We start from the raw sequence: 20,154 nt of genomic DNA on the forward strand, positions 1-20,154 counted from the left end.
GTCCCGAGAACGGATGGCCGAGAAGACGGCGGACCCGGACGGGCGGCCGGAGACGGCAGCCGGAGGGCGTACTCCTTCCGAGTGGTTCTCCGGCACACCGGCAGTCCACCGCGGCGTCCGTCACGGATCACCTGTGTCCGCCGCACGGTGCGGCGGCGTCGGCGGTCCGTGACCGCCGGAAGCGAGAGGCAGAGGTCTCATGACATCTCGTGTCATCAAGTACGCCGGGCTGCTGGCCGCCGTCGGTGCCCTGGGGTTCGGCGGTGCCGCGTCTGCGTCGGCGGACAGCGGCGCCCAGGGCGCGGCCGTCGGTTCTCCGGGAGTCGCGTCGGGCAACGTGATCCAGGTGCCGGTCAGCGTCCCGGTCAACGCCTGCGGCAACACCGTCAACGTGATCGGCCTGCTCAACCCCGCCTTCGGCAACACGTGTGTCAACGGCGGCGGGCACGGTGAGTGGGGCATGTGGCGCTGACCGCGACACCCCTACCGCGCCGCGCCCCCTGAGCAACGCCTCTGGGGCCGGGTGCCGGTCACGGCACCCGGCCCTCTGCCGTGGGCGGGTCGCTGACCGAGCGCCGTACGGCTGCGTGTACGGCGCGGCCCAGCGAGGGCGATGGCAACAGCGGACCGTCCGCCCGCTGAGGGGAGAAGGTTCTTGATCCGTTGCCCGGACCCGCGCCGATTGGCCCGCCGCCGGTTTTTCATTCGATCGGGTACCAGACCAATCCGTCCGGCACCCGGCCCCGGATTCCCCACGTGACGGACGACGACAGGACATCGCGAACGGCCCAAGGCGGCATCCGCCGGGTGCTGGCCGTCCTCAGTGGCGCTCTGGCCGGGTTCACCGCCCTGGCCGTCGCCGAACTGGTGTCGGCGTGGGTGAGGCCGCAGGCCGGTCCGGTCGTCGCGGTCGGCGGCGCGGCCATCGACCGCACACCCGCCGCGGTCAAGGACTGGGCGATCCGCAACTTCGGCACCGCCGACAAACTGGTCCTCCAGCTCGGCATCCTCACTGTTCTGGCAGCCTTCGCGCTCGCGCTGGGACTCCTGGGACTGCGGCACCGTCCCGCCGGCACGGCGGGGATCCTGGTCTTCGGGGCGGTGGGTGCCGCGGCTGCGATCAGTCGGCCGGACTCCAGCGGTGTCGTGGACGCGCTGCCGTCCCTCGTAGGAGCGGTGATCGGCGCGCTGGTCCTCTGTACCCTCCTCGGCCGCTTGCAACCGTCCGAGGCCACCTCGGCACCCGGCGCGGCGGGGCAGGAGGCGGTCACGCGCTCGCCCGGCTGGGACCGGCGAGGATTCCTGATCGCGGCGAGCGCGGCGGCCGCCGCGTCGGCCGGGGCCGGAGCGTGGGGACGCGTACTCAACGGCGGTCGCGGCCGGGACGCGGTGGCCTCACGCGCGAACGTCGCCCTTCCGGCTCCGGCCTCCCCAGCGCGGCCGATGCCCAAGGGAGCCCAGCTACGCCTCCCCGGAGTCAGCCCCTTCATCACCCCGAACAAGGACTTCTACCGCGTGGACACCGCCCTCGTGGTGCCCAAGGTGGACGCCACGACCTGGCGACTGCGCATCCACGGCAAGGGCGTCACCAGGCCCGTCACCCTCACCTTCGACGACCTGCTGCGACGGGACATGGTGGAGCGGGACATCACGCTCACCTGTGTCTCGAACGAGGTCGGCGGTCCGTACGTCGGCAACGCCCGCTGGATCGGCGTACGCCTCGACGCACTGCTCGCCGAGAGCGGCGTGAAACCGCCCTCCCGGGGCGGCCCCGCCGACCAGTTGGTGGCGCGCTCGGTGGACGGCATGACGCTCGGCAGTCCCGTCGAGGACGTGATGGACGGCCGCGACGCCCTGCTCGCCGTCGGCATGAACGGCCAGCCGCTCCCGGTCGACCACGGCTTCCCCGTCCGCATGGTGGTACCGGGCCTGTACGGCTATGTCTCCGCCTGCAAGTGGATCGAGGACATCGAACTCACCACCTTCGACGACTACGACACCTACTGGGTCAAGCGGGACTGGGCACGGAAGGCACCCATCAAGACCCAGTCCAGGATCGACACCCCGAAACCCTTCGCCCGGCCAGCAGCCGGGACCGTCATGGTCGCCGGAGTCGCCTGGGCCCAGCACCGCGGCATCGACAAGGTCGAGATCCGCGTCGACGACGGGCCCTGGCAACAGGCCCGGCTCGCCGCCGAGGACTCCCGTGACACCTGGCGCCAATGGTCCTTCCCCTGGCAGGCCACCAAGGGCGGGCACACCCTCACCGTCCGCGCCACCGACCGCACCGGCGCGACGCAGACCGAGCAGCGCGCCCGGCCCATCCCGGACGGCGCCAGCGGCTGGCACTCGGTGGTGGTCACCGTGGACTGACCCCCCTCCCCGAAACCACTCATCCGTCCCTTTGTGAACGTGCAGCACCCGCTACACAACGCCATCAGGAGAAACACCATGAACACCCGTACCCGCCGTGTCCGCCGTATCGCCATCGCTGTGACTGCCGCGGCTGTCCTGCCGCTGGGCCTCGCCGCCTGTTCCGACGACGGCGGTGACTCCTCCGCCTCCGACTCGGCGAACAACCCCACGTCGGCCCCGGCGACGACGTCCGACGAAGCCACGGACGGCACGGACGGTGCCGCCTCGGCGGACAAGCCTTTCGGCCCGGCCTGCGCGGCCGTGCCCGAGGACGGCGCCGGCTCCTTCGACGGCATGGCCCAGGACCCGGTGGCCACCGCCGCGTCCAACAACCCGGCGCTGTCCACGCTGGTGACGGCGGTGAAGAAGGCCGGCCTGGTCGACACCCTCAACAGCGCCGAGAACATCACGGTGTTCGCGCCCACCAACGACGCCTTCGCGAAGATCCCGAAGGCTGACCTGGACGCCGTCCTCAACGACAAGGAGCAGTTGACGAAGATCCTCACTTACCACGTCGTCGGGCAGAAGCTGACCCCGGCGGACCTGCCGGACGGCTCCTTCGAGACCCTGGAGAAGTCCGAGCTGACCACCTCCGGTTCGGAAGAGGAATACATGGTCAACGACTCCGCCAACGTGGTCTGCGGCAACGTCAAGACCGCCAACGCCAACGTCTACATCATCGACAGCGTCCTGATGCCCAGCAGCTGACGCCCCATCCGGCCGCCGGGCGGCGTTCCTACGACGCCCGGCGGGCAGACCCCTGTACGTTGAACCCCGTCCCCCTCCGCCGCGCCTGCCCCGCACGCGGGCAGACCGGACGGGGCGGGCACGCGCACCGCGCACCACAGGACGGAATCCGTGAAAGAGCCGATCTTCCTTGGCCCCCACCCAGCCCAGCAGCCGGATCTCCAGACGTTGATGCACGCGGTGGCCTGCGGGGACACGGACGCCTTCGCTGGCCTCTACGACGCCGTCGCCCCCGCTGTCCTGGGTGTGGTGCGCGCGGTGCTGCGCGACGTGGCTCAGTCCGAGGAGGTCGCCCAAGACGTCCTCGTGGAGGTGTGGCGCACCGCTCCCCGCTACCGGCCCGAACGCGGCTCGGTCACCAACTGGATCCTCACCCTCGCCCACCGACGTGCCATCGACCGCGTCCGCTCCGCAGAGGCATCGGCCGTCCGCGACCACAGGGCCGCGGTATTGGACCAGACTCCCGAGTACGACGAGGTGAGCGAAGAGGTCGAGCATCGGCTCGAACGCGAACAGGTGCGGCGCTGCCTGCGCGCCCTCACCGACCTCCAACGCCAGTCGGTGACCCTTGCCTACTACCGAGGGCTCACCTACCGGGAGGTGGCCGAACAACTGTCCGTCCCGCTGGGCACGGTCAAGACCCGTCTGCGCGACGGTCTGATCCGGCTGCGCGACTGCCTGGGAGTGAGCACATGAGCACCAACGCCGATCTGCACACCCTCACCGGTGCCTACGCCCTCCACGCGCTGCCCGACGACGAACGCGCCCTCTTCGAGGAGCACCTGATGGCGTGTGCGGCCTGCCGGGACGAAGTCGGCGAGTTCACCGCCACCGCCGCCAAACTCGCCGCCGCAGTATCCGTCCATCCCCCCAGCGCCGCCAAGCGGCGGGTACTCCAGCGCGTGGCCTCGGTCCGCCAGGTCGCCCCCTCGTCCCGCCCGCGGTCACCCTCCACCGGCCTGCGGCGACGGCTGCCGAGGCTCGCGCTGGCCGCCTGCCTGGCCGCTGCGACGGCACTCGGAGGCGTCGCCGTATGGCAGCACGACCGCGCGGAGGACGCCACCACCCAAGCCGAGGAGACTCGCGGGCAGATGGACCAGCTTGTCGCGGTGCTGGGCGCTCCGGACGCCGACACCCGCACGGCTCGCCTGGACGACGGCTCCCGTGCCACGGTCGTCGTCTCCGACAGCCGTGACCAGGCGGTACTGCTGACGGACCTGCCCGCTACCCCATCGGGCAAGGTCTACCAGGCGTGGTACCAGGTCGACGGCCACATGCGGTCGGCGGGCCTGATGGACACGCACCGCACCAGTCAGGCCCTAGTCCTGGAGGGGTCGGCGAACGCGGCCTCCGCCGTGGGCATCACCCTCGAACCAACCGGTGGCTCCGCCCGCCCGACCTCCGACCCCATCGCCCTGCTGACCTTGCCGGCCTGATCTGATGAGACGATGCTGGACGGTGCGGCGAGCCACCGCAGAGTGCCCAGCCCCTGCAGCAACCACTGCCGACTTTGCTGAACCTGCCGTCGCCTGAGCCCTGGCCACACAGGTGACATCCGTGTCTTCGCTGTCAACGAGAAAGGTGAACTCTGACAGCGTCAGCTCGGCGTTCTTCTCCGTGCCCGGCCGCATTGTTCCGGCGCTACACCAGACAGTGATGCACGGTGTCCGCCACCGCGAGCCGGGGCACGGACCCCGCTCCTGGATCCGGACGTCGGCAGGAGTCAGGGGGAAACGTCCCTGAGACAAGCGTCGCCCTGCCCGGCGATTCGGGCGCTGAGCGGGGCACCGCTCCCTTAAGGATGCCGGGACCACGGGAGACTCTCGGCAACGCTGTCACGTAATCCACCTATGAGAGTGATTTCAGCCGATGCCTGTGTACGTCCTCTCCAAAGTGGGTGAGCAAGGTCGAGATCCGCGTCGACGACGGGCCCTGGCAACAGGCCCGGCTGGCCGCCGAGGACTCCCGCGACACCTGGCGCCAGTGGTCCATCCCCTGGCAGGCCACCAAGGGCGGTTACCCAAGAGCTGACGCGGGCTGCGGGGAAGCGGGGCGGCCGGAGGTCGCCCCGTCGGCGCGTACCCCCGGCCCGGGGGACGTCACTGTGCGGGGAACCGGCCTGCGGACCGCACCACCGTCGACTGCGAGGCCGCGAGGGCATCGGTGAACAGGGCGGAGGGCGCCGTCCGCGGTGCGATCAGGTGGGCGACGGCCTCGGTCGCGGCGCGGTGCCAGAAGCCGTGGTGGCGGAGCATCGCATGGTCGCCGTTCTCCACGATGACCAGACCGGCACGCGCGTCGGCGGCCCGGGCGCGGCGGACGTAGGCGGCGGAGGCACGGGAGTCGGTCACGCGATCGCGGCTGCCGTGGAGGATGAGCAGCTTCTTGCCCGCCAGATGGGCGACCGGTTCGCCCGGCGGGCACCAGGGTGCCAGTGCCACCACACCCCGTACCGGGCCTGCCGCCGCGGCCCGCAAGGCGGCCCGGCCCCCCATGGAGTGCCCCAGCAGCACGACGGGCACGTCACCGACGAGAACGCGCAGTTGGTCGAGGGCCCGCCAGGTGTCGCACAGCGGGTCGGCGAAGTCGTCGTTCCAGCCGCGCCTGCGGTAGCGCACCTGTCCCAGCAGGACGTCCTCCCGGCCGGTGCACTCATCCAGGGCGCGCAGGAAGGGGCGCATGCGCAGCGCCGCCAGGTGCCAGGGCCGCGCCGCCCGGCGGCTCTCCGCCCGGCCGCCGTGCAGGACGAGTACGGCGCCGCGCGTGACCGGCGGGCGGCGGCGTACCCGCAGGGTGTTGGTATCCGGCTCGTTCTCCGAGTTCATGGGGCCCCTTCCGGCGATGGACTACCAGAAGTGTTCCGTTGCCGTGCCGTGAGCGGATGGGTCGGCCGTCAGCGCAGATCGGCCCAGACCGTGTGCCCGCCCGGCGCCGGCTTGTCTCCCCATCGCGTGGACAGGCCGTCGACCAGCAGCAGTCCCCGGCCGATCTCGCCCAGCCGGAAGGAGGGGTGCCGCCAGCGGGCCCGCACACGCGCGACATCGACCGCGGTGCCCGCGTCCGTGACCTCGATACGCACCACACGCCGACGGACCGGCCTCCCCAGCATGGTCAGCGCGACCCGCACCGGCGGCCTGCCGTGACGTACCGCGTTGGCCAGCAACTCGGAGACGACCAGTTCGGCGTCGTCCGCGAGAGCATCCGCGCCCCAGCGGCATAGCTGGTCGCGCACACCGCCGCGCACGGCGTGACCACTCGCCCGGCCGACCGGCTCACACGTGTCGTTCATGACGCTTTCACCTCTTTCATCCCCTCTCGGTGATCCGTTGCCGCACCCGCATCCGGATGGGCTGGCGGCGGCGCGCATCCGAACCCAATCCGCGCGGGCCGCTGCCTCGGATTACCCACGTCGGCGTTGATCACGGACAGGGGAGGAACAACGATGCCGCGAGCATCAGGGGAGGCGAGGCCGGGAAGCGGCGGGCGGGAGATACCCCGCACCGCCGTCATCGGCAGCGGCGTTGCCGGACTTACCGCCGCCCACGTACTGGACCATGCCCACCACGTCACCTTGTACGAGGCGGACGCCCGGCTCGGCGGGCACGCCCACACCCACGAGCTGACGTCGCCGGACGGCCGCGTTCACCGCGTGGACTCCGGGTTCATCGTGCACAACCGCCGCACCTACCCGAACCTGCTGCGTCTGTTCGACGAACTCGGCGTCGCGACACAGGAGTCGGAGATGAGCATGTCGGTGCGGTGCGAGGGATGCGGACTGGAGTACGCGGGCGCCCGTGGCCCGGCCGGGCTCCTGGCCCGCCCGCGCAACGCCCTGCTCGGACCCTTCCTCCGGATGCTCACGCAGGTGCCACGATTCCACCGCGCGGCCCGGCGGTTGCTCGACGAGGACCCGGGGCACGTTCTCACGCTGGGCGAGTTCCTGGACCGGGAGAGCTTCTCGCCCTACTTCCGGGCCCACTTCATGACCCCGGTGGTCTCCGCCGTCTGGTCCTGCGACGCTCCCACAGCGCTGAGCTACCCGGCCGCCTACCTGTTCCGCTTCCTCCATCACCACGGCATGCTCGCGGTCGGCGGCTCCCCGGTGTGGCGCACGGTCACCGGCGGCTCCGGCACCTACGTCGACCGGATCGCGGCCCGCCTTCCCGAGGTCCGCGCCGCCACACCGGTCCGATCGGTGACCCGGCACTCCGACGGTGTGGACGTCACCGCCGCGGACGGGACCACGATGTTCTACGACCACCTTGTCGTGGCCGTCCACCCCGACCAGGCCCTGGCACTGCTGGCGGATGCCACGCCACTGGAGAAGGAGGTGCTCGGCGCGTTCCGCTACTCCCGCAACACCACCCTCCTGCACACCGACCCCGCTCTCCTGCCGCGCTCGCGCGGTGCCCGGGCCTCGTGGAACTACGTCATGCCGTCCTGCGACGTCGGCGCCGACCGGGTCCGGGTCAGCTACGACATGAACCGGCTCCAGCGCCTCGACGCACCCGAGACATACGTCGTCACCCTCGGCGGGCAGGACCGCGTCGACCCCGACCGGGTGCTGGCTCGCATGACGTACGAACACCCTGTCTACACCGCCGCGTCCGTCGCAGCCCAGGGTCGGCTGCCCGAGCTGGACACGCCGCTCATCGCGTACGCGGGCGCCTATCACGGCTGGGGTTTCCACGAGGACGGCTGCCGCTCCGGCGTTCGGGCCGCCGCCGCGCTGGGGGTGCGGTGGTGAATCCGCAGGAGAGGAAACCGCGGGGGGCACATTCACCAGAGGGGAATCCACGAGCGGCCCCGGCGGTCCCGGCTCCGCCCGCCCGGCCTATGGCGACCACGCCCCCCGCCCTCTATCCGTGCGACATCGCACACGTCCGCGCCGAGCCCACCCGGTACACGCTCAGGCACCGCACCTACCTGTGGCTGGTCGACCTCGACCACATCCCGGCGCTGCCGGGCCCGCTGCGGCCGCTGGCCCGCTTCTCGCCCCGCGACCACTTCAGCGGTGACGCCCCCACTCTGCGGGCCGGCCTGGAGCGTTTCCTCGCCGCCCACGGAATCGACCTCGTCGGCGGGCGGATCCTGATGCTCACGCACGCGCGCGTACTCGGCCACGTCTTCAATCCGCTGACCTTGTACTGGTGCCACGACCGGGACGGCGGGCAGCGTTGTGTGGTCGCCGAGGTCCACAACACCTACGGCGAGCGGCACGCGTACCTGCTCCACCCCGACCGCTCGGGCGTCGCGCACACCGCCAAGGAGTTCTACGTCTCGCCGTTCTTCCCGGTCGACGGCCGCTACCGCATGCGTCTCCCGGCCCCGGGCGACCGCCTCGACCTGACCGTACGCCTGGACCGGCCAGGTGCCCGGCCGTTCATCGCCACCGTCCGCGGCACCCGCCGCGCCGCCACCCCGGCGGCCCTGCTGCGTCTGGCGCTGCGCCACCCGTGGTCCACCCTCGCGGTCTCCGCCGGAATCCGCTTCCACGGCATCCGCCTGTGGCTGAGCGGCCTCCCCCTCCAGCCCCGTCCCCGCCACCGCACCTCGGAGAAGACCACATGACCAGCACCCGGCCGCTCCCTCCACCCGTGCGGGGCACCGCCGCCGATCCGGTCCGCTGGCCCGATGTCACCGCCCCGCCGCGGGTGTCGAAGGTCCGCCGCACCGCCACCTCCCTGATCCTGCGCCGTGCTCTCGGCCAGCTGCCGCTGCGCGTGCGATACGCCGACCACGACACCGTCGGCCTGGGCGGTCCGCTGCTGGAGGTGTACGACCCCGAGGCATTCCACGGACGCATCGGCGCGCAGGGCCTGATCGGCTTCGGCGAGTCGTACATGGCCGGCGAGTGGGACGCTCCGGACCTGGTCGGCGTCCTCACCGTACTCGCCGCCAACGCCGCCGAACTGGTTCCCGCCCCGTTGCAACGGCTGCGCGGTCTGTGGGCGCAGCGGCACCCCGCTGCCCGGCGCAACACGCTGGAGGGCGCCCGCTCCAACATCAGCAGCCACTACGACCTGTCCAACGACCTGTTCGCTCTGTTTCTGGACGAGACCCTCACCTATTCCTCCGCCTTCTTCCTCGGGTTTCCCGCCCGCTGGGAGTCGCTGGCCGCCGCCCAGCGCCGGAAGATCGACAGGCTGCTCGACCTCGCCGGGGTCCGCGCGGGCACCCGGTTGCTGGAGATCGGCACCGGCTGGGGGGAACTGGCCCTGCGAGCCGCCGCCCGCGGCGCCCACGTCACCTCGCTGACCCTCTCCACCGAGCAGCGCGACCGCGCGACGGAACGCGCTCAGCAGGCGGGCCTCGCCGACCGCGTACGGATCGAACTGCGCGACTACCGCCAGGAGAACGGCATCTACGACGCCGTGGTCAGCGTCGAGATGATCGAGGCCGTGGGCGCCGAGTTCTGGCCCGTGTACTTCCGTGCCCTCGACGCACGCCTGGCCCCGGGCGGCCGGGCCGCACTGCAGGCCATCACCATGCCGCACGACCGCATGACGGCCGCGCGCCACACGCACACATGGATCCAGAAGTACGTCTTCCCCGGCGGCCTGATTCCCTCCACCGAGGCCATCGAGACCACGGCCCGCGACCACACCGGGCTGCGTCTCGCCCGCCGGGACGCCTTCGGGGCGCACTACGCGGAGACCTTGCGGCTGTGGCGGGAGCGGTTCACCGAGCGCGGCGGCGAGGTCGGCGACCTGGGCTTCGACGAGGTCTTCCGGCGCCTGTGGAACTTCTACCTCGCCTACTCCGAGGCCGGGTTCCGGGCCGCCTATCTGGACGTCCAGCAGTACCTGTTCACCAAGGAGACCGCCGCCCGATGAGCACCGCACGCACCAGCCGGTCCGGCGCGGCCCACCGGCTCGCCGCTCTCGCCGAGGACGTGCTCGGCGGCCCGCTTCCCGTACGCCTGCGCACCTGGGACGGCAGCGAGACCGGCCCTGCGGACGCGCCGACGGTCGTCGTACGCTCCCGCCGGGCCCTGCGCCGTCTGCTGTGGCAGCCCGGCGAGTTGGGCCTGGCCCAGGCGTACGTCACCGCGGAACTCGACGTGGACGGAGATCTGGCCGAGGCCCTGCGCCTGATGTGGGCCGCCGCCCGCGAACGCCGGCTCCGCCCGCCACGCCTCAGCCCCGCCGACCGGTTGCGCGCCGCCGCCCTGGCCGCCCGGCTCGGCGCGGTCGGTCCCCGGCCACCCGCCCCGGGCTCCCAGGCCCGGTTGCGCGGTCGACCGCACACCAGGTCCCGCGACCGGGCCGCCGTCAGCCACCACTACGACCTGTCCAACGACTTCTACCGCCTCCTCCTCGACGAGACCATGGCCTACTCGTGCGGCTACTGGACGAGCGCGGAGGCCGACGCGGACCCGGCCGACGCCCAGCGCGCCAAGCTGGAGCTGATCAGCCGCAAGCTCGGCCTGACCGCCGGCGCCCGGCTGCTCGACATCGGCTGCGGCTGGGGCTCGCTCGCCCTGCACGCCGCCGAACAGCACAAGACCCAGGTCACCGCGGTGACCCTGGCCCGCGAACAGGCGGCCCACGTCAGGGAGCGGGTGCGCGCACGCGGCCTCGAACACCGTGTCAAGGTGATCTGCCAGGACTACCGAGACATCACCGGCGGTGACTACGACGCCGTATCCACCGTGGAGATGGGCGAGCACGTCGGAGACGCCGAGTACCCGGCGTTCGCCGCCGCGCTGCACCGGCTGGTGCGCCCACAGGGACGGGTGCTGGTGCAGCAGATGTCGCGGGGCCGCACCGCGCCCGGCGGCGGAGCGTTCATCGAGGCGTACATCGCGCCCGACATGCACATGCGGCCACTCGGCGAGACGGTCAGCCTCCTTGAGGAGGCGGGACTGGAAGTACGTCACGTCGAGTCGATGCGCGAGCACTACGTCCGTACGGTCACCGCCTGGGAGCGGACCCTGGAGCGCCGCTGGGACGAGGTGGTCCGGCTGGTCGGCCAGGAGACGGCACGGGTGTGGCGGCTGTACCTGGTGGGTGGTGCGCTCGCCTTCGAGCAGCGGCGCATGGGCGTGGACCAGATCCTGAGCCTCCGGCCCACCGCGCGCGGTTCCAGCGGTATGCCCGCCACGCCGGAGAAGTGGTACGAGAGGACGGAGAGCCCGTGAGCGGCTTCCCCTGGGCCGCGTTCGCGGCCAACCTCGCCTGGGCGGCCGGGGCCGCGGCCGCCGTCATGCTGATCACCTTCACCGTCGCGATCCGCCAGGGCGTCCACCGGATCGTGGACGTCGCCTGGGGCCTCGGCTTCGCCGCGGTCGCCGGGGTGACCTGCTGGGTGGCGGCGGAGGGCGACACGGCACGCCGCCTCCTGGTGGCCGCGCTGACCGTGGTGTGGGGGTTGCGGCTCGCCACGCACATCGCCCGGCGCGGGCGGGGACACGGCGAGGACCCCCGCTACGACGCCCTGCTGGCCAAGGCCCCCGGCAACCGCGACCTCTACGCGCTGCGCGCGGTGTACCTGCTCCAGGGCACGCTGGTGTGGCTGGTGTCCCTGCCCGTCCAGGCCGCCTCGTACGGACCGGGCCCGATGACCGCCCTGGCCTGGGCCGGGGCAGCTGTCTGGGCCACCGGGATGTTCTTCGAGGCCGTCGGAGACGCCCAGTTGGCCCGTTTTAAGGCGGACCCCGCCAACCGGGGGCGCATCATGGACCACGGCCTGTGGAGCTGGACCCGGCACCCCAACTACTTCGGGGACTTCCTCGTCTGGTGGGGCCTGTTCCTCATCGCCTGCGACGCCGGCGGCCCGGCCGCCGCCGTGTCCGTCGTCTCCCCGCTGGTCATGACGTACCTGCTGATCGCCGGAAGCGGAAAGCGGCTGCTGGAGCGGCACATGGCCGAGCGCCTGGGATGGACCGCCTACGCCGCCAGGACCAGCGGCTTCTTCCCGCGCCCGCCCCGCCCCCGCTGACCGGGGCCCCGGGGCGGGGCCGCGTCGGTGCGGGTCCCGCCGCTGGGCATGCCCGCAGCTCCATCAGGGCGATCGGCTCGGAGGTCGGCGTTCCAAGCCGCCAACCGGCTCGACGGTGACACCGACGCCCGACGCGCCGTCCACCGGTCCCCGCATCAGTACCGACTGACTGCCGCGGTCCGGGTCCATCAGGCCCGCCGAGCGCATCGTGCCGCCGTCGTCGAACCACGGACTGCCCGGACCAATCCGGTCCGGGGCGCACTCCGGACTACCCGTGCAACGCGACCGGGACCGGCCGCGGGACCGAGCACCACACGTAGTCGCCCACCCAGCGGGTGGGCTGCGAGGAAGGACGTCATCGCATGAGGAAGCGCCGTAACACACGCATAGCCGCCGTCACCGCGCTACCCGCCCTCCTGGCCCTCGGGGCCGCGGCTCCCGCTGTCGCCGAGGACGGTCAGGCGTATCAGATCGACCTGAAGCAGCTGAACGACTCCGGTGCGAGCGGTACCGCCATGGTGAGCCTGGACGGCACCCGGCTCACGGTGAAGATCCAGGCCGGGGGCCTGGTGCCGGGGGCTCCGCATGCCCAGCACATCCACGGCTCCACCGAGGGCAAGAACTTCCACTGCCCCGACGCGAGCGCGGACAAGGACGGCGACGGCATCGTCTCCACCGTGGAGGGCCTGCCGTCCTACGGGGACATCAACATCTCGCTGACCACCAGTGGTGACACCAGCAAAGACAGCGGCCTGGCCGTCCACCGGATGCCCACGGCCGACGAGGACGGCAGGCTGTCCTACGAGCGGACCATCACTGTCTCGCAGGACGTCGCCGAACACTTCAAGAATCTGCACATCGTCCAGCACGGCATCGACGTCAACGGCAACGGCGCCTACGACATGGACGCCGGCAAGAGCCCCCTCGACCCCAAGCTGCCACTGGAGGCCACAGCACCCGCCAGCTGCGGCATGGTCCACGGCGCGTCCATCGGCGAGATGCCCGAGGGCGGCGTGGAGACAGGCACCGCGGCCACAGGCGCGCAGGAGCCGAACCAGCTGATGGCCCTGGGCGGAGCCGGGCTGCTGGCCGCCGCCATGGGTGCCGCTGTGGTGTGGCGGCGCACCGGCGAGCGCTGACCGGGCCGCCCGATGCAGCACCGGTCGCCCCGGAAGGTTCCGTGGCTGGTCCTCTGCGCCGTGATCGCTGTGGTCTCCGCCGCGGTCCTGGCCGGCGGCCTGTGGCACGACAGCACCGGAATCCGTTCGGCACCTCCGGCCCCGTCGGTCTCCGCACCGGCGGGGCCCGCCGCCCGCGCCTCCACCAGCCCACCCGAGACGGAGCACTCGCACGACACCGCTCCCAGCCGGGCCGCAGCCCTCACCCGCTCCGCTCCGGTGAAGGTGACCATCCCGGCCACAGGGATCTCTTCCGTGCTGGAAGAGCTCGGCCGTGACAACGAGGGAGCGATGGAGACCCCGCGCGATCCCGACCTCGCTGGCTGGTACGCCCCGGGCCCCGTTATCTTCTTCGCGGTCCTGCAAGAGGGCCGCTGGCCTCCGGGCCCGGCATGACTGTTGCCCCCTGTCGAAGGGATGACCTGGGGGGTGGTGTCACCGGGCCCGAGGGGTGCCGTCAGAGACGCTGATCAGAGGTCTGACCACCGCCTGGCCGGGCGCAATGCCCGGCTGCTCGCGGGCGGCAGGTCTGCATAACGTGGCTGCGCGAGAACGGCTCCCGACCTCGGGGCCGGCACACGTCGACACATGTGGGGGCACGGTGATCAGCATCGACGGGGTGGGCGTCTTCCTGGGCCTGGACGTCGGCAAGCAGACCCATCACGGACACGGCCTGACCCTGGCCGGGAAGAAGGTGTTCGACAAGCAGCTGCCGAACAGCGAACCGAAGCTGCGGGCGGTCTTCGACAAGCTGAAGGCCAAGTTCGGCACCGTCCTGGTGGTCGTGGACCAGCCCGCCTCCATCGGCGCCCTCCCACTGACCGTCGCCCGGGACGCCGACTGCCAGGTCGCCTACCTGCCAGGCCTGGCGATGCGCAGGATCGCCGACCTCTACCCGGGCGAAGCCAAGACCGACGCGAAGGACGCCACAGTCATCGCGGACGCCGCCCGCACCATGCCCCACACCCTGCGCACGCTCGACCTGACCGACGAGGTCACCGCCGAGCTGACCATGCTCGTCGGCTTCGACCAGGACCTCGCCGGCGAGGCCAACCGCACCTCCAACCGCATCCGCGGCCTGCTCACCCAGTTCCACCCCAGCCTCGAACGCGTCCTGGGCCCGCGCCTGGACCACGCAGCCATCACCTGGCTCCTCGAGCGATACGGATCCCCGCAGGCACTCCGCAAGGCAGGCCGCCGCAGGCTCGTCGAGGTCATCCGCCCGAGGGCACCGCGCATGGCCGAGCGGCTGGTCGACGACATCTTCACCGCGCTCGACGAGCAGACCGTCGTCGTCCCCGGCACCGGCACCCTCGACGTGATCGTGCCGTCGCTGGCGAAGTCGCTGGCCGCCGTCCACGAACAACGCCGGGCCCTGGAGGCCAGAATCGAGGCCCTGCTGGAGGCCCACCCTCTTTCCCAGGTCCTGACCTCGATGCCCGGCATCGGCGTCAGGACCGCCGCAGTCCTCCTGGCCACCGTCGGCGACGGCAGCTCCTTTCCCACCGCCGCCCACCTGGCCTCCTACGCCGGCCTCGCCCCGGCAACCCGGCAGTCCGGAACCTCGATCCACGGCGAACACGCCCCCAGAGGCGGCAACCGCCAGCTCAAACGGGCGATGTTCCTGTCCGCGTTCGCCGCCCTGCATGATCCCGCCTCCCGGACCTACTACGACCGCTGCCGAGCCCGCGGCAAAACCCACACCCAGGCCCTCCTCCGCCTCGCCCGCCACCGCATCAGCGTCCTGTTCGCCATGCTCCGCGACGGAACCTTCTACGAGCCGAGGAGCCCCCGACTCACTTGACGAAGGACATAGAGGCACCCCCCCCGGCCACCAGCGCCCTGCCGTCATCGCCGGACACGTCACCTGGAACGGCGAACCGTCGGTGTTCCACCGGCTCGGCCAACTCGCTACCGGCGACACCGTCACCGTCGACCGCGAGGACGGCCGCACAGCGGTCTTCACCGTGGACCGCGTCGAACAGTACGCCAAGGACGACTTCCCCACCATCGAGGTCTACGGCAACGTGGACCACGCGGGTCTCAGGCTCATCACCTGCGCGGGCGACTACTCCAGCGCCGAACGGCGCTACGCCGACAACATCGTCGTCTACGCCACGCTCAGCCGCAGCGAGTAGGGCCAGAGTCCATGCGACTCCGACACCGACCCCGAAAGCACGACCCACGCCCCCTGACCAGCGCGCCGGGCGTGCGACGGCCGGGCGACACGGGTGCCCGCAGTGCGAGCGACGGACGAGAACCGCCGCCAGTGGCCCGCGGAAGCCCAGGACCTTTCCTGCCTGCCCAGTGTGTGGGCCATGCGGGTGGCATTCAGTGAGCGCGAGAGTTGGCGAGCTGAGCAGGATGGCCCAGGCGGCCCGCGGGAGTCGGTTGGTAGCCGTGCAACTCGTCGATGGTGCAGTTGGCCTCGCCAGTCCGGCATGCACGATGCTGCGGGATGTTCACGCAATGCAACAGCACTTCCGCTCGGAGCTGATCGCGCCACGCGCCAGGGATGACCCGACGTCGGCATGCGTCAGGCACGACCGCGCCGCCAGGGCTGTCGGCGCGCCGTGCTTGGATGCGGCATTGCCCCCATGGGCGGGAGGAAGAGGACATGACGCGCACGACACCATCGCGGCCGCTGGACATCACTGCAGTGTTTCCAGAGCTGGCCGGCCTGACCAGGATGGCCACCCGTCTGCACCCGACGCCTGGAACGCCGACTGTCCACGACAGCTCGGTGGGCGGGCCCCTGCTGTGGCCGGCTGACGAACCCTGGCCAGAGGACGAGTCGGGGTACCCGCCGGTTAACTGGCTCTAACAAAAGCTGCTGATCATGAGACTGTCGGCCGCTCTGCTCGTAGGTCTGGGTATGGGAAACCGTCAGTCGCGGCCGTGGATCGTGTCGGACGAACTGTGGTCGCTGGTCGAGCCGTTGCTGCCGAAGCCGGGTCCGAAGAAGGTCGAGGGCAGACCGCGGGTGCCGGACCGCCAGGCCCTGTGCGGGATCCTGTTCGTCCTGCACACCGGCATCCAGTGGGAGTACCTGCCCCAGGAGCTGGGCTTCGGCTCGGGGATGACGTGCTGGCGGCGTCTTGCGGCCTGGAACGAGGCCGGCGTCTGGGACCAGCTCCACCAGCTGCTGCTGAACGAGCTGCGGTCGAAGAACCAGCTGGACTGGGAACGGGCGGTGATCGACTCCTCCCACGTACGGGCCGCACGCAGGGGCCCAAAAGCGGACCCAGCCCGGTCGACCGCGCACGGCCGGGCAGCAAGCACCACCTCATCGTCGACGGCCAGGGCATCCCGCTCGCGGTATCGCTGACCGGCGGCAATCGCAACGACGTCACCCAACTCGAGCCGCTGCTCGACAAGATTCCCGCCGTCGCCGGACGGGTCGGCAGACCCCGCCGACGCCCCGACGCACTACTGGCCGACCGCGGCTACGACCACGACAAGTACCGCCGCCTGCTCTGGCAACGAGGCATCCGCCCCGTGATCGCCAGACGGGGCGAGCCCCACGGCACCGGCCTGGGCACCTTCCGCTACGTCGTCGAGCGCACCATCGCCTGGCTCCACGGCTTCCGCCGCCTGCGCATCCGCTGGGAACGACGCGACGACATCCACGAAGCATTCCTCGGCCTCGCCACCTGCCTGATCACCCACCGCCACGTCCAACGCCTTTGTTAGGACCTCTAACTGGCCGTTCTCTATCCGTCCGTGTGGTCGGTGGGGTTCGAACAGGGGGTCTGGTCCGGGGGAATCTGCCAGTGCGGACGCATGGAAGAAGGGCCTCTTGGTAGCTCGCGGATGTCGAGTCCAGCGAGGAGCAAGAGGCCCTGTTGTCGAAGTTTCGCGTGGTCATGGTTGCCGGGTCCAGTCCGTCCACTCCTGGGTGTGACTGTCTCGCCCACAGGTTCGGGAACGCGGCCGACCGTCCGGGCCGCCGGCGCCGCTACGGGTCGGACATGAGCGATGCCGAGTGGGCGGTGGTGCGGGATCTGCTGCCGCTGCCGGGATGGCTGGCAGGCCGGGGCGGGCGGCCGGAGGGCTACTGCCATCGGCAGATGATCGACGCGGTGCGCTACCTCGTCGACAACGGCATCAAGTGGCGGGCGATGCCGTCGGACTTCCCGCCCTGGCCACGGGTGTACGCCTTCTTCGCCCGCTGGCGGGACATGGGTCTGATCGCCGAACTGCACGACCGGCTGCGTGATGCCGTGCGCGATGCCGAGGGCCGTGATCCGGAGCCGAGCGCGGCGGTCATCGACTCGCAGTCGGTGAAGGGGGATGCCACCGTCGCCCTGACCTCGCGGGGCTTCGACGCGGGAAAGAAAATCAATGGGCGCAAGCGGCACCTGCTCACCGACACGCTCGGTCTGCTGCTGGACGTGCTGGTCACCCCGGCTTCGACCACCGACCGGGACGCCGCCCGCATCCTGTTGCCCGTGGCCAAGGGCCGCTTCGGGCGGCTGAAACGGGTGTGGGCCGACGGCGGATACACCGGCCACCTCGGCGACTGGAGTGCAACGCAGCTCCAAGTCGTCCTGGACATCGTCCGCCGCAGTGACGACACCCGCGGTTTCCAGGTCCTGCCCCGCCGCTGGGTCGTGGAGAGATCTTTCGCCTGGTGCCTGCGCAGCCGGCGCCTGGTCCGGGACTACGAGCGGCGCACCGACACCAGCGAAGCCGTCGTCCTGTGGTCGATGACCATGCTCATGAGCCGCCGCCTGGCCGCCCGGCACCAAGGTCCTGCTCCGATGCGGGCAGCGTGAACCTGCCCGGCTTCGCCTCGACCAGCCAGCCTCGTTCCACCAGTCGCTTCAGCCGTGCTCTGGCTCCTTCGACGCGGGAGGCCGACGCGGTGTCCCAGCCCAGCACCACCGCTGCCCGCCGGGCATCGAGCCCGTCGCTTCCCGCATCGGCCGCGGCAGTCATCAACGCCTGATAGTCCGGCGACAACTCCTCCACCTCGGTGGCCTGTCGCCGGTGAGGCACCGCCCGGCGCGGCCCGACCGGCTTCCTCCGCGACACCTCGCCGGTCACGTGGACGGGCGCGTTCTCCTCGGCCAGCGCCTCCAGATACTGCTCCAGGCCGATCACCCGGCGCCGATGCACCTCTTCCGCCTCCGCCAGAGCCGCCCGCACCCGTTCCAGCTCGGCTTCGAGGTGCTTCACCTGCGTGGCTGCGGCCTTCTGCCGCGCTTCGAGAACCGCCCGCATCGACGGCATCCGCCACCTCCACGACATCTCGCCTGGCAACAAGCCCAGGCTCCCGCCGCAGCAGCTACTTCATGCCTGCCCAGCGAAGACGTGACACGAGGTTCGGAAAGAGAACAGCCTCTCAAGGTCTCCATGTGGCTGGACGACGAAGGAATCCTGAACGGATCCCCCATCAACAAGCAGGCCACATTGGTCTACAGCATCACCGCACCCGCCCACCAGAACTACCACGGCACCGCCGTATTCACCGGCGGGACCGACTCTCACGGCAACACCACCGGCCTGTCCCTCGACAACTGCCACGCCCTACTGGAACTCGCCGGAATCGACGTACCGACGGTTCCCCACCCGCGCACCGACTGAGCCGCCACACGGCGGGGGAGGCCGCAACGAGCCTCCCCCCCTCACCAACCCTGTCTTCACCGCGCACCGGCCCCGAGTTGAGCCGCCATCGAGCCCGCTCCTCACCGCCCCCTTCCGCGCGATCACTCACCCCACAAGGAACCATGATCCCGGTTAAGTGCACCGAAAAGCAGCGCGCCGCCTACACCCAGGCCATCATCGACCAGTGGAACGCGGCCACGCCCGACCAAGTACAACGCGGACGCCAGTGGTACCTGACGGCACACAAGTTCGCCGCCGAAATCGCTGCGGGAGAGACCGAAAAGGGCGCGGGCGTTCTCGCAGCACTGTCCGCCAATAAGTCATGGTCGGAAAACTGCCGACTCGCCCGCAAAGCCTTCATCGAAGGAAAGGCGAGCGGACATGTTCGCGACGCAATCACCAAGGCAGACCGCATCATGTCAGGAACCGACCCGAGCGAAGTCCTTACCATGCACATCAAAACGGGATTCTTCTACGTGTGCATTGCCGACCCCGAGCACACGGACGCCGTAGTAATCGACCGCCACGCGCACGATATCGCGGTGCGAGAAATCTACGGACAGCGTGACCGGGGATTGGGAGCGGTCGGGCGGTACAACCTACTCGTCGACTGCTACCGCGCCGCAGCCCAGAAGATCGGAAAAATCCCCAGCAAAGTCCAGGCCGTTACCTGGGTGGCCCATATCGAGCGCAAGTGAATCGAACTCCGAGGATGCTGATCCGTTCGGGATCCTACCCAGTGCATCATTTGATGCACTCCGCTGATGCTCTGTGTGGCAGTGCTTCCCAACAACGGCTGACAGTCGACCGGTTCGCGACCCAAGCCCGCTCGACGGGTGCTACTCTTCTCGAAGTGGTGAGGTTCCGGCAGGGGTTCCCGCGACTGGCCTACCGGGCGGGTTTCCGGTTCCGGGGTTGTACTGCTCCTGGTGGTGCCTGACGGGGCGTCGACCCTTCTGGGGTAGTGGTGACCGAGGGCGCCGGCCTCGGGTGGGGGTGACTGGTTCGGGATCCTACCTGGTAGTCGAGTTGATGCATCGCCCCCCACCCGCTCCTGTTGCTGCCCGGCGTAGCCGGTTGGGCGGGAGCGCAGCGGACGCCCCGGACTGGTGGAGCGCTGCGCTCCAGTCCTACGGATTGGAGCGCAGCGGAAATCCGAATTCACGCGCAGCGTGAATTCAAGAAAGGCGCGCAGCGCCTTTCCAAAACACGCGGAGCGGGTTTCGAATTCGCGCAGCGAATTCGTTCACTTCCCAGCGCG

At 70.7% G+C, this 20,154-nt stretch carries 21 protein-coding genes and 1 pseudogene; 18 read left to right on the forward strand and 4 right to left on the reverse strand.

All coding sequences use genetic code 11. The features are described 5' to 3' along the window. Positions 1 to 199 precede the first annotated feature (199 nt). From EBH09_RS37140 to EBH09_RS37160, 5 genes are all read left to right on the forward strand, one after another. Entirely contained in the window at positions 200 to 472 is a 273-nt protein-coding gene (locus EBH09_RS37140; RefSeq protein WP_121751263.1) for a chaplin, read from the forward strand. Positions 473 to 756: 284 nt separating this feature from the next. Further along, complete coding sequence (locus tag EBH09_RS37145; RefSeq protein ID WP_121751264.1) at positions 757 to 2,373, forward strand: molybdopterin-dependent oxidoreductase; 1,617 nt, start codon at positions 757 to 759, stop codon at positions 2,371 to 2,373. A gap of 78 nt (positions 2,374 to 2,451) precedes the next feature. Next, positions 2,452 to 3,123 (forward strand): fasciclin domain-containing protein, encoded by a 672-nt coding sequence (locus EBH09_RS37150; protein WP_121751265.1) that lies wholly within the window; start codon positions 2,452 to 2,454, stop codon positions 3,121 to 3,123. Between the two features lie 150 nt (positions 3,124 to 3,273). Next, positions 3,274 to 3,858: a sigma-70 family RNA polymerase sigma factor gene (locus tag EBH09_RS37155; RefSeq protein WP_121751266.1), complete on the forward strand. Its 585-nt coding sequence runs from the start codon at positions 3,274 to 3,276 to the stop codon at positions 3,856 to 3,858. Continuing rightward, entirely contained in the window at positions 3,855 to 4,598 is a 744-nt protein-coding gene (locus tag EBH09_RS37160; RefSeq protein WP_121751267.1) for an anti-sigma factor, read from the forward strand. Before EBH09_RS37155 ends, EBH09_RS37160 begins: the two co-directional genes overlap by 4 nt. Positions 4,599 to 5,261: 663 nt before the next feature. Here EBH09_RS37160 and EBH09_RS37170 read toward each other — a convergent pair. Next, a complete protein-coding gene (locus tag EBH09_RS37170) occupies positions 5,262 to 5,987 on the reverse strand; it encodes an alpha/beta fold hydrolase (protein WP_121751269.1) in 726 nt (241 codons plus the stop codon). A gap of 68 nt (positions 5,988 to 6,055) precedes the next feature. After that, complete coding sequence (locus EBH09_RS37175; protein WP_121751270.1) at positions 6,056 to 6,451, reverse strand: ATP-binding protein; 396 nt, start codon at positions 6,449 to 6,451, stop codon at positions 6,056 to 6,058. Between the two features lie 153 nt (positions 6,452 to 6,604). On the opposite strand from EBH09_RS37175, the gene EBH09_RS37180 reads away from it, so the two are divergent. The 5 genes from EBH09_RS37180 to EBH09_RS37200 all read left to right on the forward strand — a co-directional run bounded on the left by EBH09_RS37180 (position 6,605) and on the right by EBH09_RS37200 (position 12,105). Further along, positions 6,605 to 7,909, forward strand: coding sequence for an FAD-dependent oxidoreductase (locus EBH09_RS37180; RefSeq protein WP_121751271.1), 1,305 nt, complete (start codon positions 6,605 to 6,607; stop codon positions 7,907 to 7,909). Between the two features lie 89 nt (positions 7,910 to 7,998). After that, positions 7,999 to 8,733 (forward strand): DUF1365 domain-containing protein, encoded by a 735-nt coding sequence (locus EBH09_RS37185; RefSeq protein WP_121751272.1) that lies wholly within the window; start codon positions 7,999 to 8,001, stop codon positions 8,731 to 8,733. After that, positions 8,730 to 9,998 carry a cyclopropane-fatty-acyl-phospholipid synthase family protein gene (locus EBH09_RS37190; RefSeq protein ID WP_121751273.1) on the forward strand — a complete coding sequence of 423 codons (1,269 nt, stop codon included), beginning with the start codon at positions 8,730 to 8,732 and terminating at the stop codon, positions 9,996 to 9,998. The genes EBH09_RS37185 and EBH09_RS37190 overlap by 4 nt, the downstream gene beginning before the upstream one ends. Beyond that, entirely contained in the window at positions 9,995 to 11,305 is a 1,311-nt protein-coding gene (locus tag EBH09_RS37195; RefSeq protein ID WP_121751274.1) for a cyclopropane-fatty-acyl-phospholipid synthase family protein, read from the forward strand. The genes EBH09_RS37190 and EBH09_RS37195 overlap by 4 nt, the downstream gene beginning before the upstream one ends. Beyond that, positions 11,302 to 12,105 (forward strand): DUF1295 domain-containing protein, encoded by an 804-nt coding sequence (locus EBH09_RS37200; protein ID WP_121751275.1) that lies wholly within the window; start codon positions 11,302 to 11,304, stop codon positions 12,103 to 12,105. Before EBH09_RS37195 ends, EBH09_RS37200 begins: the two co-directional genes overlap by 4 nt. Before the next feature lie 49 nt (positions 12,106 to 12,154). Here EBH09_RS37200 and EBH09_RS39740 read toward each other — a convergent pair. Beyond that, positions 12,155 to 12,333 (reverse strand): annotated as a pseudogene (locus EBH09_RS39740) (anti-sigma factor); the annotation flags it as partial. Between the two features lie 134 nt (positions 12,334 to 12,467). On the opposite strand from EBH09_RS39740, the gene EBH09_RS37210 reads away from it, so the two are divergent. From EBH09_RS37210 to EBH09_RS37245, 6 genes are all read left to right on the forward strand, one after another. After that, positions 12,468 to 13,244, forward strand: a complete 777-nt coding sequence (locus EBH09_RS37210) for a CHRD domain-containing protein (protein ID WP_121751276.1) — start codon at positions 12,468 to 12,470, stop codon at positions 13,242 to 13,244. A gap of 60 nt (positions 13,245 to 13,304) precedes the next feature. Next, a complete protein-coding gene (locus tag EBH09_RS37215; protein ID WP_153182786.1) occupies positions 13,305 to 13,679 on the forward strand; it encodes a hypothetical protein in 375 nt (124 codons plus the stop codon). 205 nt (positions 13,680 to 13,884) lie between these two features. Beyond that, positions 13,885 to 15,087 carry an IS110 family transposase gene (locus tag EBH09_RS37220; protein WP_121751278.1) on the forward strand — a complete coding sequence of 401 codons (1,203 nt, stop codon included), beginning with the start codon at positions 13,885 to 13,887 and terminating at the stop codon, positions 15,085 to 15,087. 46 nt (positions 15,088 to 15,133) lie between these two features. Next, on the forward strand, positions 15,134 to 15,421 hold the full coding sequence (locus EBH09_RS37225; RefSeq protein ID WP_121751285.1) for a sortase: 288 nt from the start codon (positions 15,134 to 15,136) through the stop codon (positions 15,419 to 15,421). Between the two features lie 737 nt (positions 15,422 to 16,158). Beyond that, positions 16,159 to 16,976 (forward strand): IS5 family transposase gene (locus tag EBH09_RS37235; protein ID WP_238697611.1). Its coding sequence is split into 2 segments (ribosomal slippage): positions 16,159 to 16,488 and positions 16,491 to 16,976, totalling 816 coding nucleotides; the frame shifts between segments, so codons are not numbered across the junction. A gap of 278 nt (positions 16,977 to 17,254) precedes the next feature. Continuing rightward, on the forward strand, positions 17,255 to 18,061 hold the full coding sequence (locus EBH09_RS37245; protein WP_121751280.1) for an IS5 family transposase: 807 nt from the start codon (positions 17,255 to 17,257) through the stop codon (positions 18,059 to 18,061). Here EBH09_RS37245 and EBH09_RS37250 read toward each other — a convergent pair. Continuing rightward, entirely contained in the window at positions 18,003 to 18,509 is a 507-nt protein-coding gene (locus EBH09_RS37250; RefSeq protein WP_121751286.1) for a hypothetical protein, read from the reverse strand. The genes EBH09_RS37245 and EBH09_RS37250 overlap by 59 nt on opposite strands. Positions 18,510 to 18,641: 132 nt before the next feature. Between EBH09_RS37250 and EBH09_RS37255 the strand changes: the two genes are divergently transcribed. Beyond that, positions 18,642 to 18,872, forward strand: coding sequence for a DUF3846 domain-containing protein (locus tag EBH09_RS37255; RefSeq protein WP_121751281.1), 231 nt, complete (start codon positions 18,642 to 18,644; stop codon positions 18,870 to 18,872). Positions 18,873 to 19,015: 143 nt separating this feature from the next. Further along, positions 19,016 to 19,591, forward strand: coding sequence for a hypothetical protein (locus tag EBH09_RS39745; RefSeq protein WP_238697609.1), 576 nt, complete (start codon positions 19,016 to 19,018; stop codon positions 19,589 to 19,591). The last annotated feature ends 563 nt before the right edge of the window (positions 19,592 to 20,154 follow it).

Source organism: Streptomyces sp. E2N166 (assembly GCF_003671715.1).
GTDB classification, from domain to species: domain Bacteria; phylum Actinomycetota; class Actinomycetes; order Streptomycetales; family Streptomycetaceae; genus Streptomyces; species Streptomyces thinghirensis.

Coding starts and splice junctions, on each gene's coding strand:
- EBH09_RS37140 (WP_121751263.1), top strand. CDS start 200: ATGACATCTCGTGTCATCAAGTACGCCGGGCTGCTGGCCGCCGTCGGT.
- EBH09_RS37150 (WP_121751265.1), top strand. CDS start 2,452: ATGAACACCCGTACCCGCCGTGTCCGCCGTATCGCCATCGCTGTGACT.
- EBH09_RS37160 (WP_121751267.1), top strand. CDS start 3,855: ATGAGCACCAACGCCGATCTGCACACCCTCACCGGTGCCTACGCCCTC.
- EBH09_RS37170 (WP_121751269.1), bottom strand. CDS start 5,987: ATGAACTCGGAGAACGAGCCGGATACCAACACCCTGCGGGTACGCCGC.
- EBH09_RS37175 (WP_121751270.1), bottom strand. CDS start 6,451: ATGAACGACACGTGTGAGCCGGTCGGCCGGGCGAGTGGTCACGCCGTG.
- EBH09_RS37180 (WP_121751271.1), top strand. CDS start 6,605: ATGCCGCGAGCATCAGGGGAGGCGAGGCCGGGAAGCGGCGGGCGGGAG.
- EBH09_RS37185 (WP_121751272.1), top strand. CDS start 7,999: ATGGCGACCACGCCCCCCGCCCTCTATCCGTGCGACATCGCACACGTC.
- EBH09_RS37190 (WP_121751273.1), top strand. CDS start 8,730: ATGACCAGCACCCGGCCGCTCCCTCCACCCGTGCGGGGCACCGCCGCC.
- EBH09_RS37195 (WP_121751274.1), top strand. CDS start 9,995: ATGAGCACCGCACGCACCAGCCGGTCCGGCGCGGCCCACCGGCTCGCC.
- EBH09_RS37210 (WP_121751276.1), top strand. CDS start 12,468: ATGAGGAAGCGCCGTAACACACGCATAGCCGCCGTCACCGCGCTACCC.
- EBH09_RS37245 (WP_121751280.1), top strand. CDS start 17,255: ATGAGCGATGCCGAGTGGGCGGTGGTGCGGGATCTGCTGCCGCTGCCG.
- EBH09_RS37250 (WP_121751286.1), bottom strand. CDS start 18,509: ATGCGGGCGGTTCTCGAAGCGCGGCAGAAGGCCGCAGCCACGCAGGTG.
- EBH09_RS37255 (WP_121751281.1), top strand. CDS start 18,642: ATGTGGCTGGACGACGAAGGAATCCTGAACGGATCCCCCATCAACAAG.
- EBH09_RS39745 (WP_238697609.1), top strand. CDS start 19,016: ATGATCCCGGTTAAGTGCACCGAAAAGCAGCGCGCCGCCTACACCCAG.